The organism is Eubacterium sp. SB2 (assembly GCF_001244405.1).
In the GTDB taxonomy this organism is placed as follows: domain Bacteria; phylum Bacillota; class Clostridia; order Lachnospirales; family Lachnospiraceae; genus Faecalicatena; species Faecalicatena contortus_B.
In genome coordinates this window covers 142,959-160,006 of the sequence record NZ_LN865150.1, presented here as the reverse complement: position 1 = coordinate 160,006, position 17,048 = coordinate 142,959, and the positions used below count along the sequence as shown (strand labels likewise).

Sequence of the window (17,048 nt, the reverse complement as noted above, 5' to 3'; positions counted from 1 at the left end):
TTTCTGTCTAAACAAACTCTTTAGTCCTATACTGCTGTTCTTTATTTAAACTGCCGTTACTTATCTGTTCTTCTTGGTCCTTCGCTCCAGCAAGACCGCAAGAATAATAATGACACCCTGGATTACCTTTTGAATAAATGGAGAAATGCCCATCAGGTTCAGGATATTGTTGATTACAGAGATCAGACACGCGCCAATCAGTGTGCCCACTACACTTCCGCTGCCTCCAGCCGTACTTGCACCGCCAATGTAAACCATAGCCAGGGCATCCAGTTCATAACCCTCGCCCGCTTCCGGCTGTCCGATGCCAAGCCTTGAGATAAAGATAATAGCGGATAACGCAGAAAGAAAACCAGTGATTACAAAGCACAGCGTCTCTACCTTCTTCGTGTTGATCCCACACAGCCTTGCCGCCTCGCGGCTGTCCCCCAACGCGTAAACGCTCCGTCCAAATTCCGTATACTTTAACACATAAAATGCTACCACAAATACCGCTAGAAATATGTACACCGGCACCGGAATCCCCAGGATGCTGCCCTGTCCCAGAAAGGAAAAATCTATACCGGAATCCCTCCAGTTCTGCGGAGAGCCATTCGCGATATACCTTGCAACACCGCGCAAAGCCGTCATGGTACCCAGCGTCATAATGAACGGGGCCAGTTTTCCTACAGTAACGCCGATCCCGTTGATCAGTCCCAGAACTATTCCGATCAGAAGGCTTGCTGCTATGGTAACAACCGGATGAATCCCTTTCTGCATCATAATCGCGGCAGATACAGCCACCACGCCCACAGTGGAACCCACAGACAGATCAACGCCTCCGGTCAGTACGACAAATGTCATCCCCATTGCAATAATTCCGTTCAAAGAAACCGAGCGCACCACATTGACCATATTCGCCGGTCTCAGAAAATTTGGGGAAATAATAGCTGCAATGATACAAATTAAAATTAACGCCCACAAAATTCCCATTGCCTTTAAATTTTTAAGAAGCGTGCCATTTCCGCTTACGTTCGATACCTTACCTTTCCCCATAACTAACCTCCTGTTTATTTGTCTCAAATGTATGATACATTTAATATATATTATTCATTTAATATTGTCAATAATTTTGTAAAATTATACTGAAAACTAACATATTGCACAAAAATACTACTTTTATTTTTGTTATATTTACGATGTACTTTATTTTAGGTTGTTTATGATAATTGTCCTTTATGCTATAATAAATTGGCATTTATTTTTGTTAAAGCAACGTGATATTCTGTTATTTTATTTAGGAGGTTTATTAATGAGCAGTACGCTTTCGGAGATGAGTTTGGAAGATTTATGGGAATTGTTCCCTATTTTTTTAGAACCTCATCAGGCAGTATGGAAGGAATGGTACGAGGAGGAGACAAGCCTTCTTATGGGGATTCTGCCGCATCGTGAGACAATGCGGATCAGCCATATTGGAAGTACCTCTGTTTGTACGATTTGGGCCAAGCCTATTGTGGATATTTTGATAGAAGTGCCGGATGATTCTGATATGGAGCTTATAAATTCCATATTAGAAGACAATGGTTATCTATGCATGTCCCGGGGAAACCGCAGAATTTCTTTTAATAAAGGTTACACGGAAAATGGATTTGCTGAAAGGGTATTTCATCTGCATTTGAGATATATTGGGGATCATGACGAATTGTATTTCAGGGATTATCTGATTGAAAATCCGGATATTGCTCATGAATATGAGCGGCTGAAGCTGAGGCTCTGGAAGGAGTTTGAACATGACAGGGATAGTTATACGGACTCGAAGTCGGATTTTGTTGCCAAGTATACGCAGATAGCGAAGGAGACGTATGGGGAAATTTAAAGCGTTCATTCATCATAAAATATAATTTCTTGCCAGAGCTAAAGCCATTGTCAGCCAAAAACTAACAATGGCTTATATTATTAATTATACTTCTTTTTTTGGCTGAAAGCGCTGCCCGCAGAAAGTATACTCTGGAGCTATTTTCCCCCATTCTCCTGGTATAGGGCAGGCTTCTTGGTTTTTAAGCGTCCCCCCTCCGTAATCTCCCGATACTTCAACGCATAATACAATGCCCAGTCCTGATCATTCGCCCAGGGATCATAGTAATGCCCTTTCCTCCCATTCACCCTTTCCGGAAAGACCATGGCACAGGATGCACAGCCGTCTGCAAAGAACAGGTTCAGGCATCCCCGCAGCGATGCCGAAGCCTGCGCATCCATGCAGTGGTTCCCGGTAACCGCTCCGTATCTGGCATACTCCACCCCTGTCAGCGCGCTCCAGTAATGCGGAAATGTATCCCCATACATCCTGTTTTTCCCAAACCAATACCCGTCCCAGTGCCGAATCGCGTTTTCGAAAAGATGGTAATCCGGCTGTCTTCCGTTAAACAATGATAATATGCGTAATTGCCTTTCTGCTTCTCTTAAATACTCTTCCTTCCCGGTTATCTGGTATCCCTGAAGAAGGCATGACACCGCCGGGGCAACGATACTCTGTTCATAAGAAACCTCCGATGCCGGATAGTACACTCCGTTATTGCAAATATGATCCGCATGCACCTTGGCATAATGTGCCATTACTTCCGCCTCCCCGGACAAACCTGCTTTCAGCAGCTCTTCCCGGAGTTCATAAACCGGGATTCCGATTGCATAAAATTCGGTTCCCCGCTGTTCATAATACCGCTTCATAACCTGATAAGCATCCTCCAGATACTCCTGTTTCTTCCAAAGCCGGTACAGCTCAAGCTGAAAGACCGCCATCCAGGGATAGTTATACATCCTGTGCCAATCCAGATTATAGGAAATATCGTTGTATACAATCCCCTCACCTCTGCGGTACAACTCTCTGTAGACATATGTTACATAATCCTTCAGACTGTTTTCCAGATCCCCGTCCCGGCGGCGCTGCAGCCATAAGGCCATCAAAGCCCCCATAGCCAGGCGTTCTCTCCCCCCGTTATGGTCATCCGCAGTATGATCGTAATAGCGGCAGTCTTCCTCCCTGTCATAAATCAGATATGCCCCGTCCAGAGAAGTACTGCTGCCGTGAAACTGCTGTTTCTCAGCCAGAAATTTGCACCTCCTGTCCACCATATCCTCAAGTCCGGCAGCGCAATACAATAACGCAAAGGTTTCTTTGCCATACATGTTTATTCGAAACCGGTATTCCCCTTCTTGTTCTGCCGGATATTCCGCGGATATCCAGAGAATCGCCTTCTCTTTCTTTATAGCAAAAGGAATTTCCCTGGCACCCAGCATAATTTTGATTGCCCCTGGATCAGCCTCCCCCTTTACCGCGGCTTTAAAACACATAGTCTCACCGGTAAAATACGTACTCCGCTCTAAAAATACTACGGGGAAATGCGGCACCTCCAGTAGCTCACTGTAAAACCTCTCCCTCGTGTCAAACCAGAAAAGTTCCCATTGAACCACCGCCTCCTCCCCCGGTTCGATACAGCCGATTACAGGGTGGAGAATAAAGTCCCCTCTGTCGTCACTCCTCTGATTCAGATCCCGTTCGATACTGTATGACCCAATATTCCCCTGCAGGAGCTTTAACCCCAGGTTTGCTCCCTCCCCGGACATTCGAAGCGCCATAACATAGGCCGCATGATTTCCACAGAACAAGTGCGTATGGCATTTATAAGCAAGGCACTTCTCCGCCTCCTCGTAGCTGTCATTAAAGGTAGTGCAGATCCCGGTATCCGTCTTTTGCAGAAAAACGGGAAATTCGGAGACATTCTGAAACCGGTAGGTTTCCTTTAAGTTCCCGGCCTCCGTAAATTCCCTGGACACCTCGGCTTGTATGCCATCCGGGCATATTACCTCCCCCCACAGCCTGCTGCCTTCGATCCAGTTCATTCCCGCTTGATCGTCTTTATGTCCTAAAAATGTCAGATAGCCTGCTTCATTTTCCTTTGTCACAAATGCCTGATTCCATTCTCTGTGATCCGTTTTTATTTTCATACGTTTCCCCTTTCCCCAAAACACTTATGCATGACTTCCTCAGCCATCAAAATCCCACCTTCTGTATTGGGATGCACGCCGTCTCCCAGATGCAGCCCTTCCGCCATACGGCATGGATTTACACGGTCTGCAACCGCTCTGTCAAAATCCACAAACCCGTTCGCTAACCTCTGCTCCCGAATCCATTGATTACATTCCTGCCGGATATTCTCACATTGGTACGGCCATGCTGCATCTCTGCTCTGGAACGGAGGCAGCGTCCCTATGTAAACCTGCCTTGCTGTTTTTTTCAGCAGGAAGATCAACTGTGACAGGCCCTGAATCAATTCGCCGGAGGTCACAACCTCCTCCAGCCGATTCTCACCATATGGCTGCAGTATGTCATTTATCCCTTCGAGTATGACCGCAATATCCGTACATCCTCTGTATTGGCCTTCTGCCCGTCCGATGCCGGATCGTCCCATTTCTCTGCCATTTCCCGCAAAACGTTCCACCTCCATTGCGTCGCGCAAGACCCGGTTCCCGCATATTCCTCCGTTGATAACCGATACCTTTCCCGGATACTTTCTATAGAGCCGTTCCGCCAGTGCATCCGAATAAAATGACATATGAGTAAGGGAGTCGCCGAAGAGAAGAATTTCCCGCACATTGCTGTCAGTCAATACCTGGATTTCCGTGAAACCGAATATGATTTGAGGTTTTATTGCTTCTACCTTCACAAATGGAAATATCTCTTCCAGTTCCCTCCCGGCGCTGCTTTCCCCCTCCGATTGGCGCCTCCTGTACCACGCAGACCATCCCCCTGCCGAAAATGTAGTACAGACAGAGCCGATTTCGAGCACTTCACCAACAAAGATATCAACCATAATCTCATTTCCGGCCTGAACAGGCAGGTTCACAGCATCACTATAAAATTCTTCACCCGCATGAATGGTTATCTCTGCTCTCCCCTGATACGTAACCGCCCGCTCTCTCCGTCCGTCTGAAATCCTGACCGCCTGAAAATGAAGCGGCGTATTTCCATAACGATTTGAAAATTTGACTCTTACGCTATTTCCTGAGAGATTATTTTTTGCATACATCCTGCAGGCCGTTTCTTCTATCCGCCCGATCGTTTTTCCATAGTCAATGGGCTCATACCCCCAGCTGGTTTTCCATTCCATCCTGCAGACACTCCTTCCTATCCCTTGACTGACCCGGCCATCACACCGCTAATGATGAATCTCTGCATGAAGAGATAAAAGACCAGAAGAGGCAGTACGCCCAGCACCATCATCGGGAACAGGCTGGTCCAGTCCGTGGAAAACTGGCCGATGTTCCGGTAAACCTCCTGCAGGATGACATCGTTTTCCCTTGTCTGTAAGAAGTACAGCGGCCCCATAAAATCATTCCATACATTCAATGTATTCAAAATCGCCACGGTAGCAATCACCGGCTTAAGGAGCGGAAATGTGATCGTTGAAAATGTCCGGAATACTCCCGCGCCGTCGATCTTGGCAGCCTCCTCCAGCTCAATCGGGACGGTGGAGATGAAGTTTTTCATCAAAAATGTGGCAAATGGAATATTAATTGCAATATCGATTAAAATAACAGCCAGCAGCGAGTTCATAAGCCCCATCCCGCGGATCAGCTTGTAAAGTCCCATGATTGACATCTGATAGGGAAACATCATGCCTGATAAGATCAGCAGGAATACGAACTGTGTGATTCTATATTTTCCTTTTCTGTTCAGTACATATCCGCACATGGAGCTGGTAAATATAATTCCCACAACCGAACATGCCGTGATGATCAGCGTATTTTTAAATGCCCGTGGATACTGCATATCCTGAAATGCCTTTATGTAACCGCTAAAATCTATAGAGGACGGAAGTCCCATCGGATTCAGGGCAGCCTCGGCCCCTGATTTGAAAGTAGTCACAATCAGATAATAGACCGGAATCAGGACAACAACCGCCAGCGCGATTAAAACCAAATGCTTCAAAACGTTGATATAAATCTTTTTCTTCTTCATTATCCCAGCCGATCCTCCCATTTCTTAAATACTCCCAGCATCACTGCCGCAACCAGCATGCTGACTAACAAAAATACCATTCCAAAGGCCGATGCATACCCATAATTTCCATCCGAAAACTTGGAGAACATCAGGGACAGAATCGTCTCCGTCTGATGTGCCGGTCCTCCGTTTGTGGTTGCCAGAATCAGGTCAAATATCTTCAGGCCCGATATGGTACTTGTTACAAAATTGATCTTAATGGCCGGCGCCAGTCCCGGGATGGTTATGTGCCAGAACTTCTGCAGCCCGTTCGCCCCATCCACCGAGGCCGCCTCATACAGCTCTTCACTAATGCTTTGTAAGCTGCCCAGATAAATCACCATGGACCAGCCAAACCACTGCCACACCGAGATCGTAATAATAGCGAACAGCGCAATTTGCGCATTGCCCAGAAAATTCACCTTCTCAAATCCCATTCCGGTAAGTACCTGGTTGATAAAACCGTAGTCGCTGGAGGACATCAGATATTTCCACAGATAACCAACAACCAAAGTGCTCAAAACTGCCGGCGCAAAGTAAATGGCGCGGTAGATATTGCTCCCTTTGATTTTTGAATTCAGAAATACCGATACGGGCAGAGAGATCAGGCTCTGTACGGTAACCGTCACAAAAGCAAAAATAAGTGTGTTTTTGATTCCCTTTGCCAGAATAGGGTCGTCAAATATTTTCCTATAATTCTCTAAGCCGTTAAATGTAATCTCCTGCGAAAAATTAGTCCAGCTGTAAAAACTGTACTTTGCGGTAAATATTAGCGGCAGAATAAAAAACGTGACAAAAACCAGAAGCGCCGGAAGTACCATAATCACATAGGGCGCGCCATTTTTCACCTTGTATGCCTTCTTCATTTTTTCCTCTTCCTTTCAGATTATCTCTTTTATACATTCATTATAAGATGGAGGAATATCCGTTTATATAATAAATTTTTTAGCTAATCATCAAATTTTTTATCAAATCTACATATAATAATAGTGAACTCAATATTACATTCACGGAGAGTTCAAAAAGAGTTCAAAAAAACTTTTAGATATCTTGAATTAAAGCTTATTTGTGCTATAATGCTGTTAGAGGATAGCGGCAGTGATCAGCTATCGTAGGTGTTGAAGCAATTGACTGTGTCGGCATGCAGCTGATTGTGGAACCTGCCCGTGGGTTATGCGGTAACCACAAGCCGAATAGATTCTTAGTAATCGAACGAAAACGCATTAATGGGGCCTTGCTCATGCAAGGTCTCATTTATTATCTGAGCACTCTATCTTTCTTTGAATGGGGGGACAATATCTGACATCTTCAACAAATGATATTTTTTATCAGGCTGCTTCTGTTTGGAACGAACTAACAGATTATAAGTACAATAAAACTGGAGCAAATCCAGAAAGCTGCTCAATACAATGAAATGGTAGTTCCCAGGCTGAAAGCATTAGTCCGAATTAAGGATACTCTTGACAATGAATTTATGCTTTTTTCATATATGCCACGTATGTACCCTTTTTATACACAAATAAAAGCGACCTCATTTCCTCTCGCACAGATATAAAAAGTTTTGTATTCATAATCCAATCAAATGCAGATGGCTCTGCTAAATGTGATTTTTCATGTTGTTCAACCTTTAAACAAGGGGCTCGTGATTATGAATCAAATCAACGACCTCGCTCCTTATTAAAAAAAGAACGTATACATATTAGTTCCTGCTCATCTACTATTCTTTTAGACAAACTAACACCTCAAGTCGAATTCAAAGATAATAAGATTTCCTAATCCCACTATTTAACTAATACTTTAATTTCTACCCGTTTCCGTTCTCGAGCTGTTTTTTCAGACTGCTTGTACTCATAGATTCAACCTATGGTAATTGTTTTTGATTTTATTTTTCAACTGTTGCGCTCAAGCCATTAACAACAAGAGTTTTCACAAGGAAAGTCTTTTCTTATAAATCGTAAAAACAGGCTGTACAAGATCCCGTACAGCCTGCCGCTTTTATTTCTTACTATATTTACTATCCTTACTCATATCGAACCGAATCCGCCTTAGCGTCCATTGCCTTTACATAGTCATCCGGTGTTAAGTCTCCCGATACCATCCCCTGGATCTGTGCAATGGATTCATTAATCATTGTCTGAGAAGGCATATTGACAGACCAGCGGTCCCAATTGACAGCAATATTGCCTGCCTCGACGCACTCTGCGATCTCTGCATATTCATCCGGAAGTTCAGTCTCCACACCCTTTCTGTAACTCGGTGATCCCGGGTTCGCATCAATAAACGCCTGCTGCACCTCCACAGAAGCAAATGCCTCCAATGTCTTTTCAGCGCCCTCTTTGTTTGCCGCATTTACATTGATCCCAAGGCTTGCAGCCGGACCGCCGCCGGTAAATACATTTTCGCCGCTTTCGCTCAGCTGCGGCATCAGGCCAAAGTTCACGCCCGCTTCCTTGATCTCCGTATACTGCCAAGGCCCCCCATTGAAGAACGCAACATCCCCCGCTTTAAATGTATTCAGTGCATCCTGATTGGAAATCCCAAGCATTTCCGGTGTGATAATTTTTTTCTCAATTAATGTATACCATTTTTTAACACAGTCATTGATATTTCCGTCCAGCGTAGCCTCGCCTGCGGCAAATTTTGCATCGAAATCGATACCGTCAGGATTGTCGGTATTATTGTGATAAAATGAATTTTCCAGATAACCCATCAGGGACGCCTGCGCCGTATCCGCGTCTGCGAGCCCGAATCCCATAGCCTGATGCCCTGCCGCCTGGATCTTCTCACATGCTGCCACAAATTCATCAAATGTCTTTGGTACCTCTACATTACATTCTGATAAAATATCTTTGTTATACCACATACCGGCAAACCAGCCGTAGGACGGGATCCCGTATACTTTTCCATCCTTGCTTGCGAGAGAAAGCCCCGCTTCGCTGAATTCTTTTACATAATCCTTGTCCGTAATTTCTTCCACATTCCCCGCCTTAACTCTCGCCGGGAACTCGGCTCCGTCCAGCACGATGTCCGGGCCTTCACCCGATGCCAGCTGGGTACCAAGCACATTGTTATAGTCTGAAAGTGCAACGTAGGTATACTCCAGTGTATATGCGCCGTCAAGCTGTTCATTCACGGCATTGATTACACCCTCCATATCATCCTCGTCGTACCAGCCCATTATGCTGACCGTTTTGTTTTCTGTTTCTTTCTTTTCGCCTTTGGATGTGTCTTCTTCTTTTCCGCCGCAACCCGCCATCATTGCTGTTGCCATAACCGCTGCAAGTAAAATACTAAGTACTTTTTTCTTTTTCATAGCAATCCCCTTTCTTTTTTGATGTCTCCTTTGGTATATATTCATTATAGCTATGGCATTCTTTTGAAAAAATAATAAAATTTTTAACTGGTTATCAACTTTTTAAGATTTTGCATCCAATACGATTGTATCCTTTTTCAGACGTATCTCCGAAGTAGTTCCGAACTTGTCTGCCCGGATCTTCACTCCGCTGGATTCACCGCACAGCAGCTTTATCCGTTTATCTACATTACTGACGCCATATCCAAATTCTTCAGAATTCAGCTCTGAGTCTCCGATTTTCCCGAACAGTTCCTTACCATTATCCCATATATGTATCACTAACCAGACGTCCTCTGAGAAAATATGTATCCTAATCTTACCTTTGTCTTCCCGCAGCGTGTCGATTCCGTGCTCAATTGCATTTTCTACCAGGGGCTGCATAATAAATATAGGGATCCGGGTGTCCAGCAAGGCATCCTCAATCTCATATTCCGCCTGAAAAGAATCATCATGAGCGTATGACTGTAGTTTCATGTAAGACTTTATATTGTCAATCTCTACCCGCAGCCTGTCAATATTCACTCCCCGGTTCAGCGCCGTCCTGTAAAATGTTGCCATCTGCGTCGTAATTTCATAAATCCTGTCCTCCCCCTTTTCAATCGCAATCCAGTTGATGGCGGAGAGATTGTTATACAAAAAGTGCGGATTAATCTTCGACTGCAGGAGGTTGAGTTCGAGATTTTTTTTGTCCAGTTCCGATTTATACACTTCCTCGATCAACATCCTGATTTTTTTCAACATTCGGTTGATACTTTTTGCTAATTCTCCGATCTCATCTCCCGACGACTCATCTATTTCGATCTCAAAATTGCTGTCATTCACCTTTTTTACACCGTCAATAATCCGGTACAAGTGCTTCAATAAGTACTTTGTGCTGCGGTTAACCAGAATCCAGACACATGCAAGCAGAATCATGACAATCATGAGTGATATTAAGATCCGCGGGTGAAAAATGGTTGAAAAATAGGACTGGTCTACGGCATACTGAATCTGCCAGTCGGGCTGCCCCATATCCAGAGACGTTTCATAGCCGGTTTTATGCCCCCCATCCCCACTTATATTGGTATAACGGTAGAATTCATTTTCTTCTCCCAGCAAACGGATTTCCACAGGTACCCCGGAAAATATTTCAAAGCTTTTTGCCAGAATCTCACCTTTGAGGTCAATCCGGATAATTCCTAGTTTCTTTTCCGTTACGGAATCTCTGACACAGCGGGTGATAAAGAATTGTTCCTTTTCTTCTTCATACCACCAGAGGGTCTTGCTCGTATTTTCCGTTTCCCGGTACCATTCCTTCGCCTGCACTTCCGAATCATTTTTAAACAGGTCGTAGGATATGCTGAAATTCTTTTCCGAATAGACAAGTATCTTTTCAAAGTCCTGGGTTGACAGCAAGCTGTTGTAGACCAGAGGCGCAACATTTTTTGAGAGCGTCAGACGTTTCATATATTCATCATCCCCGGTCATAAGAAACTCTTTCAGCATCGTGTTGCTGGATAGATAAAGCAGTGATTTTTCACACTGCTTCATTTGATTCTGGATGTCCTGGTAATTACGCTCAATCATGCTCCTCACCTCCAGCATCTGCTGCTCTTTGATGAAATTGCTGGAAGTAATACAGATCAGGCACTCAAGCAGCAGGATCGGTATAATCAGAATCAGGCTGTAAATCAGGCGGACTTTATTTAAAAAATGCATTTGGTTAAAACGGGCTCTCCAGTCAATTGTCTTCATTTATCTTCTCCCTATACTGAACAGGGCTGCATCCCTCATGGTTCCTGAAGATTGATATGTAGTAGGAAACGCTGATATAACCCACAGCAGCCGCGATATCACCGATTTTCATATTACTTTGTTTCAAAAGCTCTTTTGATTTTCCAACCCGGTATTTGGTAATAAACTTTACCAGATTTTCGCCGGTTTCAACTTTAAAGAGACTGCTGAGGTAAGCCGATGACACATGCATCTCCTCCGCAATGGAGGACACGCTCAGGCTGGAATCGCCGTACCTTTCATAGAGGATATTTTTAGCCATCCGTACGAGCCTGTTTTCTTTTTCATCGTTCTTCTTCTGATTTGCCATGTCATCTAACACTTCATATACCGTCTGGCTGACTTCCTCAAAAGAGCGGGCCTCATATATTCTTTCCAGATACGACATAAGATCAATATCTGATTTTGTATACTCATTGATTTTCTTAACGGCATCGGTAAATGTATATTTCACATATATCGAGCTGAATCCGCTCTGTTTCTCAATGTATGCAAATACTTTTTCCAGCTCCTTTTTCATCCCGCCGTAATCCTGCATTCTGGCGCAATTAAAGATACGCTCAAAATACAGAGTCAGCATGTCCTGCTCCTTTTTCACAAAATAGGATTCGTCATGCACAATCAGCATACTGTCCGATACAAAAAACTGATAATCCAACTGATCTTTCATCTCTTCATACTCTTTCTTCAGTTGAATTAAACTTTCCGTCTTACTTCCTATGATGATAAATACATCGGTCTGATATTTTCTTTTCGATTGTTCAATGAGCAGTTCACATTTCTTTTTCAGCTCTTTTGCCCGGAAAGTCTGTGCTTCTCTTTTTACAAGAACAAGAATTTGGTTATCCGCTTTATTTATGACAAGAAGTTCCCCTCCTAGCTGTTTTTCGATCTCGTTTTGATAGGCTTCCCACTCCATGGAGAAGAGGTTGGAATAACAGGAGATCAGCACTGGTACGCAAACATTTTTATCAAACGCAAATTCCGCTTTCAGCTCCTCTACCGTCTCTTTTTTATAAGCTGTCTCCCCTTTTCCGGCTGCTCCATCCCCTTCCAGATAGCCCAGAAGATTCCAGCTAAGCCGGTAAGCGGCGACCTCCTCATAGGCCTGTCTTGTCTGCTCCTTCTCCTTCTCAATCTCATCCTTCTCCCTGCACAGGTCAATCACTTTATGGAACAAGTCTTCAAACGCATCCAGGCGGATCGGCTTCAGCAAGTACTCCAGTACCCCAAGTGAAATGGCATTCTGCGCATACTCAAACTCTCCGTAAGCACTGTAGATAATGCAAATGGGATTCATTCCCCGCTTTTGTACCTCCTTGATAAGCTGTATGCCATCCATAAACGGCATCTTAATATCCGTCAGGAGAATATCATACTCATGCTTTTCGAACTCTTTGAGCGCCTCCTCACCATTTGCTGCCTGGCTGATCTTCAAATTAAAATGATAGCGCTTCAGCAGCCTGCTGATGCCCTCACGCTCCTTCTTTTCATCGTCCACGATCAAGATACTGTACATGCTGCAATCACCTCCGAATTTTTCTTGAGTACTCATCTTTTGCTGAGACCATTATACCATATGAAAGGGGTCTGTCCCCTCTGCAAAAATGGCTGACCCTTTTGCAGAGGGGACAGACCCCTTTTAGTCATATTATATATCAAACTTTCAGTTTATTTCTATTACAACTTTTTTATATACATATCAACATTTTAAGGTGCAACATCTACTGCGCTTCCTGCAAAGGGGTCTGACCCCTTTACAGAAGGGACCGCCCCCTTTTCATTCCGCCGCCTTATACCCCCTTATAGCCAGAACCACTCTGAACTTTCCGTATACAGCCTCTCCAGTGTCTCGGGAACATCGCTGCCGGCCCATCTGTCGGCGTTCTTCAGCCCGCCAATACAGCTTCTCCTGTATGCCATATTCCAATTAATGGATCTGAACTTTTCAAGTTCATCTCTTGGGATCTCGAGGCAGCTGTCCATAAACACCGGATCCATACGGTCTTTTTCATAGATTCCTTCGAAATAAAGTATTCCCCACCTATCCGCTCTTCTTTCCAGCCGGTAATGCATCCTGCACCAGCATTGGGAGTCCATCCATTCTCCCTGGATTTCTGTTCTGAAGTTCAAGAAGCACAGCACTTCCGCTATCGCCTTTTCTCCGTTCAGCCAGACTACGGTATTATTAATCCGATGACCGTGAGACTCCTCGGGTTGATGTGTCTTTGGCAGCTCCTTGGATCTGATTGTGGGATTCCCCAGATAGTCATTGATACTCCCCTCGAACCATGTTGTAAATATTCTGCCATCCTCATGCCACAAAGCCCTCTGCTGTTCTTTCAGGCCATAATCCGTACAGTACCGGTCGTACTCTACAATCTCACGTATTCGGATTTTTTCCAGCATCTCCTCTCCGGACAGGTTTCCCATTGGCGCCTCATAAAACATTTTCATATAATTTGCCCTCCTTCTGCACCATAATTATAGTCTACCTTCCGATATCCCCTAAAACAATCAGACTATTACAAGAAAATGTAGAAATTTTCAAGTTACCCGCTCCTAAAGAAATACACCCGCGCAAACCCATCCTACATCCATCGGCCCCGTGAATCGTAACAGTAGGGTAGTCTATTTTGTAAAGAATGTTTATGTTTTCTTCCAGAATCATTTTAGATATGCTATATTAAAGACACAAAGAGAACAACCGCCGCACGGGTGGTAACCTCTTAAGTTAAGTAATTGCCTTACGGCAGCCGCCTATCCTGTGGGTCAGACAGGGTAGGCATTTTTATTTCGCTTATGGTTCCTATCTATGCAGGTTAAGGTAGGAACAGCATCTCCCTCTTATAAGATCGGAGGATCCTCATGCTGTCCCTTATCAGTATCCGTTTTTATCCAGCGTGTAAATACCGCCCGGAAGTCTTTTCTAATAGGCGCACATACCAGCGGCCCCGCTTTCATCCCGTCCGTATAAGGAAACCGCGCAAGCCGCATGGTCATCCATCTGCTGTCCCCGGTACGCACACGGATCAGTACCGCATCCTCGAACGGAGACACACGGAATGTCACTTGTTTTCCATCCCAGGACGGCACCGGAAAGTTCGAGCAGTCAGAGTAGACATCCGTTACTACAATTGAAATATTCGGCTCGTTGTCAATCACTTCTATTGTCATCTTAATCCAGTGTACGTCGTCATACCATAACATCATCCCTGCCTGGTCATATAATTCTTTAAAATCCTCCAGGAGAAATGTAACTTCCATCGCTTCCGTCCGTTTCAGTTCTGCCAGCAGCGCATGCCCGTCCCTGTGCTGGAATCCATAAAGCGTCTTCTCCCAATAATCGCTTTCGTGCACGGCCGTTACGGTCAACCGTCCGTCTTCTATTTTTACTTCCGCCGGTTCGTTCGTCCATACGCCCGCTTCCCACGGCACATTCTGGTACAATTCATTCATAATCTATGCCCTCCTTTCAGATACGCTTTAGAGCGCATCTATAAGTTCTTTGTAAATTTTATCTTCCAGCCCTCTTACATCCATACGGCCCAAATGGATAGACGGCTTTGTCTTTCCATGAAAATCGCTTCCTGCCGTGATCAGCAGCTGCCGCTTCAAGGCCCATTCCAGGTAGAACTCCACCTGCTCATCCGTATGGTAGCTGCTGAATGCTTCCATTCCCCGGACCCCTGCTTTCACGATATCCTCCAGCAGGATCTCATCCTCCCTCGTATTATTGCCGGGATGCGCCAGAATGGGAACTCCCCCCGATGCTGTAATAATCTCTACCGCTCTGTCCAGGGAAATAAATTCTACTGGGGCATAGGCGCATTTTCCCTGTGAGCACCAGTCCCAGTAAAAATTCACATAGGGGTTGTCACTCCGCTTTCCCCCCGGCAGATAATCCCGCAGCAATCCGTGATTCTCCTCGTTCTTCAGCGCAGCCTCTGCAATGACTTCTCCTGTCACGACACCGTGATGTGCCAGCTCATAGACCAAATCATGATCCACGATTAATCCCGCTTCCTCCGCCAGCCGCAGCCGTATTTTTGAGCTCTCCTGTTCCTGGGCCAGCAGATTTTGTTCCACCTTTTCATACTCCGGATAATCTGGATCAATGCCGTATCCCAGAATATGCAGCTCCCTGTCCCGTATGCAGCAGTCCAGCTCTACTGCGGGGATCAACTCAAGAGCGTTTTCTTTTGCCCTGGCGGCAGCCCGCCCAAGAGCTTTAGTACTGTTATGGTCCGCAACTGCCACGGTTTTCAGCCCTGCCTCCCGGCACATGTCCATCAGTTTCTCCGGCTCAAATTCTCCATCATCGCTGATGACGGAATGCATATGTAAATCCAGCCAGTTCATTGTACACTCCTCCTTTCTCTTTCCATCTCCTCTTCAGTTATTTCCCTTAACACCTTACATGGATTGCCCACGGCCACCACACCTGCCGGAATGTCTTTCGTCACCACGCTGCCTGCCCCGATGATGGTATTATCCCCTATGGTCACTCCCGGCAGCACTGTGACATTTCCTCCAATCCACACATTATTACCAATGCTTATCGGCTTTGCGTACTCCAGACCCTGGTTGCGCAGATCCGGGCTGTACGGGTGTCCGGCTGTATAAAATCCGCAGTTGGGCGCGATGAAGACATTGTCTCCAAAAGTGACCCTGGCCGCATCCAGGATGACGCATCCGTGATTTGCGTAAAAATTTTCACCAATTTCTATATTGTATCCATAATCGCACCAGAAGGTCTGTTCAATCAGGAAGGAGCTGCCTGTCTTCCCTAGAATCCCCTTCATGATGTCCATCCTTTTTTCCTGCTCCGAAGGCCGGCAGGAATTAAACAGCCAGCACTGATCCTTGCATCTGTTTCTTTCTTCTGCCAGCCCCTGATTATAATTGGCATCATAGAGCAGCCCTGCCTGGCACTTTTCCTTTTCGCTTAACTTTGTTTTGCCCATATTTGCTCCCTTCATTTGTAATAGTTCAAACAGTCCGAACCGTATTCATTCTTTATTTTTCTCTGCCTCCGTCTGCCAGATAACCGGAACCCCCTGGGCCCTGGCTTCTTCCTGAAATGCCGCCCCCAGATTCCCATCTGTAAGCACGGCTGTAACCTGATCGATATTGCAGATATGGGAAAGATAGATATGCCCAAATTTGCTGCTGTCCGCCAGCACGTAGGTCTCTTTTGCACTTTTTAACATGGCCTGCTTAATCTCCATCTGGGGGTATCCAATCCCTGTAATCCCCTCCGTGAAGTCAATGCCATTGACTCCAATAAACGCCTTGTCCGCCCTGCACCGTGCGATCTGTTCGACGGCCTCCTGCCCCACAGTCGCAGAAAGATTGCCGGCCGCATCTCCTCCGATAATCTTTAGGGAGACATGTTCCGTCTGCATGAGTTCCAATGCAAGAAGTACGCTGTTTGTTATGATATTTACCTGTTTTTTCTCATTTTTCTTAATTTCCTTAGCCAGATACAGGCATGTGGTTGCATCATCTAAAAATATGGTATCCCGCGTCCTGATGACTTTGTACGCCTGCCTGGCTATGTATATCTTATTATGCAGATTGCTGTACAGCAAGTCTTTTACATTGTCAGTTACAAAATTCTTTCCTATTTTTACAGCGCCCCCGTGGGTTCTTTTCAGCAGGCCTTCCTCCGCCATCTCATTCAGGTCTCTGCGGATCGTCATCTCAGTGCAGCCGAACATGCTGCTCAGTGTACCCACACGAACATAAGCGTTTTGCTCAAGTTCTTTTAAAATTGCTTTTCTGCGATCCTGTGTATGCATCAATACTTATCAGCCCCCCATACAACAATTTCTTTTTCCGTGGATATTGCGTTTTATAATTTAATATGATAATATAAATGTATCATACATTTGATACATT

The 17,048-nt window shown here is 45.1% G+C and carries 14 protein-coding genes; 1 reads left to right on the top strand and 13 read right to left on the bottom strand.

Translation table 11 applies throughout. The features are described from left to right. Positions 1 to 60 precede the first annotated feature (60 nt). The gene (locus BN1938_RS03990; RefSeq protein WP_050639362.1) at positions 61 to 1,035 is read right to left on the bottom strand and encodes an ABC transporter permease; all 975 of its coding nucleotides are present in this window, start codon (positions 1,033 to 1,035) and stop codon (positions 61 to 63) included. A 256-nt stretch (positions 1,036 to 1,291) separates the two neighbouring features. Between BN1938_RS03990 and BN1938_RS03985 the strand changes: the two genes are divergently transcribed. Next, positions 1,292 to 1,855, top strand: coding sequence for a GrpB family protein (locus BN1938_RS03985; RefSeq protein ID WP_050639361.1), 564 nt, complete (start codon positions 1,292 to 1,294; stop codon positions 1,853 to 1,855). Between the two features lie 137 nt (positions 1,856 to 1,992). Here BN1938_RS03985 and BN1938_RS03980 read toward each other — a convergent pair whose 3' ends face one another. The 12 genes from BN1938_RS03980 to BN1938_RS03925 form a co-directional block, all read right to left on the bottom strand. After that, positions 1,993 to 3,981, bottom strand: a complete 1,989-nt coding sequence (locus tag BN1938_RS03980; RefSeq protein ID WP_050639360.1) for a hypothetical protein — start codon at positions 3,979 to 3,981, stop codon at positions 1,993 to 1,995. After that, positions 3,978 to 5,144 (bottom strand): GDSL-type esterase/lipase family protein, encoded by a 1,167-nt coding sequence (locus tag BN1938_RS03975; protein WP_050639359.1) that lies wholly within the window; start codon positions 5,142 to 5,144, stop codon positions 3,978 to 3,980. Before BN1938_RS03975 ends, BN1938_RS03980 begins: the two co-directional genes overlap by 4 nt. Before the next feature lie 17 nt (positions 5,145 to 5,161). Beyond that, entirely contained in the window at positions 5,162 to 5,995 is an 834-nt protein-coding gene (locus BN1938_RS03970; protein ID WP_082202777.1) for a carbohydrate ABC transporter permease, read from the bottom strand. Then, positions 5,995 to 6,882, bottom strand: a complete 888-nt coding sequence (locus BN1938_RS03965; RefSeq protein WP_050639357.1) for a carbohydrate ABC transporter permease — start codon at positions 6,880 to 6,882, stop codon at positions 5,995 to 5,997. Before BN1938_RS03965 ends, BN1938_RS03970 begins: the two co-directional genes overlap by 1 nt. Positions 6,883 to 8,036: 1,154 nt before the next feature. After that, entirely contained in the window at positions 8,037 to 9,329 is a 1,293-nt protein-coding gene (locus BN1938_RS03960; protein WP_050639356.1) for an ABC transporter substrate-binding protein, read from the bottom strand. 102 nt (positions 9,330 to 9,431) lie between these two features. Next, a complete protein-coding gene (locus tag BN1938_RS03955) occupies positions 9,432 to 11,105 on the bottom strand; it encodes a sensor histidine kinase (protein ID WP_050639355.1) in 1,674 nt (557 codons plus the stop codon). After that, positions 11,092 to 12,663, bottom strand: coding sequence for a response regulator transcription factor (locus tag BN1938_RS03950; RefSeq protein ID WP_050639354.1), 1,572 nt, complete (start codon positions 12,661 to 12,663; stop codon positions 11,092 to 11,094). The genes BN1938_RS03955 and BN1938_RS03950 overlap by 14 nt, the downstream gene beginning before the upstream one ends. 284 nt (positions 12,664 to 12,947) lie before the next feature. Then, the gene (locus tag BN1938_RS03945) at positions 12,948 to 13,601 is read right to left on the bottom strand and encodes a nuclear transport factor 2 family protein (RefSeq protein ID WP_050639353.1); all 654 of its coding nucleotides are present in this window, start codon (positions 13,599 to 13,601) and stop codon (positions 12,948 to 12,950) included. A 390-nt stretch (positions 13,602 to 13,991) separates the two neighbouring features. Beyond that, entirely contained in the window at positions 13,992 to 14,603 is a 612-nt protein-coding gene (locus BN1938_RS03940) for a DUF1349 domain-containing protein (protein WP_050639352.1), read from the bottom strand. 27 nt (positions 14,604 to 14,630) lie between these two features. Then, the gene (locus BN1938_RS03935) at positions 14,631 to 15,506 is read right to left on the bottom strand and encodes a PHP domain-containing protein (RefSeq protein WP_050639351.1); all 876 of its coding nucleotides are present in this window, start codon (positions 15,504 to 15,506) and stop codon (positions 14,631 to 14,633) included. Continuing rightward, a complete protein-coding gene (locus BN1938_RS03930) occupies positions 15,503 to 16,111 on the bottom strand; it encodes a sugar O-acetyltransferase (RefSeq protein ID WP_050639350.1) in 609 nt (202 codons plus the stop codon). The genes BN1938_RS03935 and BN1938_RS03930 overlap by 4 nt, the downstream gene beginning before the upstream one ends. A gap of 45 nt (positions 16,112 to 16,156) precedes the next feature. Next, the gene (locus tag BN1938_RS03925) at positions 16,157 to 16,948 is read right to left on the bottom strand and encodes a DeoR/GlpR family DNA-binding transcription regulator (protein ID WP_050639349.1); all 792 of its coding nucleotides are present in this window, start codon (positions 16,946 to 16,948) and stop codon (positions 16,157 to 16,159) included. Between the last annotated feature and the right edge of the window lie 100 nt (positions 16,949 to 17,048).

What these genes read in the sequence shown, in the direction of transcription:
- BN1938_RS03990 (WP_050639362.1), bottom strand. Translation starts at nt 1,035, where the DNA reads ATGGGGAAAGGTAAGGTATCGAACGTAAGCGGAAATGGCACGCTTCTT.
- BN1938_RS03985 (WP_050639361.1), top strand. Translation starts at nt 1,292, where the DNA reads ATGAGCAGTACGCTTTCGGAGATGAGTTTGGAAGATTTATGGGAATTG.
- BN1938_RS03980 (WP_050639360.1), bottom strand. Translation starts at nt 3,981, where the DNA reads ATGAAAATAAAAACGGATCACAGAGAATGGAATCAGGCATTTGTGACA.
- BN1938_RS03975 (WP_050639359.1), bottom strand. Translation starts at nt 5,144, where the DNA reads ATGGAATGGAAAACCAGCTGGGGGTATGAGCCCATTGACTATGGAAAA.
- BN1938_RS03970 (WP_082202777.1), bottom strand. Translation starts at nt 5,995, where the DNA reads ATGAAGAAGAAAAAGATTTATATCAACGTTTTGAAGCATTTGGTTTTA.
- BN1938_RS03965 (WP_050639357.1), bottom strand. Translation starts at nt 6,882, where the DNA reads ATGAAGAAGGCATACAAGGTGAAAAATGGCGCGCCCTATGTGATTATG.
- BN1938_RS03960 (WP_050639356.1), bottom strand. Translation starts at nt 9,329, where the DNA reads ATGAAAAAGAAAAAAGTACTTAGTATTTTACTTGCAGCGGTTATGGCA.
- BN1938_RS03955 (WP_050639355.1), bottom strand. Translation starts at nt 11,105, where the DNA reads ATGAAGACAATTGACTGGAGAGCCCGTTTTAACCAAATGCATTTTTTA.
- BN1938_RS03950 (WP_050639354.1), bottom strand. Translation starts at nt 12,663, where the DNA reads ATGTACAGTATCTTGATCGTGGACGATGAAAAGAAGGAGCGTGAGGGC.
- BN1938_RS03945 (WP_050639353.1), bottom strand. Translation starts at nt 13,601, where the DNA reads ATGAAAATGTTTTATGAGGCGCCAATGGGAAACCTGTCCGGAGAGGAG.
- BN1938_RS03940 (WP_050639352.1), bottom strand. Translation starts at nt 14,603, where the DNA reads ATGAATGAATTGTACCAGAATGTGCCGTGGGAAGCGGGCGTATGGACG.
- BN1938_RS03935 (WP_050639351.1), bottom strand. Translation starts at nt 15,506, where the DNA reads ATGAACTGGCTGGATTTACATATGCATTCCGTCATCAGCGATGATGGA.
- BN1938_RS03930 (WP_050639350.1), bottom strand. Translation starts at nt 16,111, where the DNA reads ATGGGCAAAACAAAGTTAAGCGAAAAGGAAAAGTGCCAGGCAGGGCTG.
- BN1938_RS03925 (WP_050639349.1), bottom strand. Translation starts at nt 16,948, where the DNA reads ATGCATACACAGGATCGCAGAAAAGCAATTTTAAAAGAACTTGAGCAA.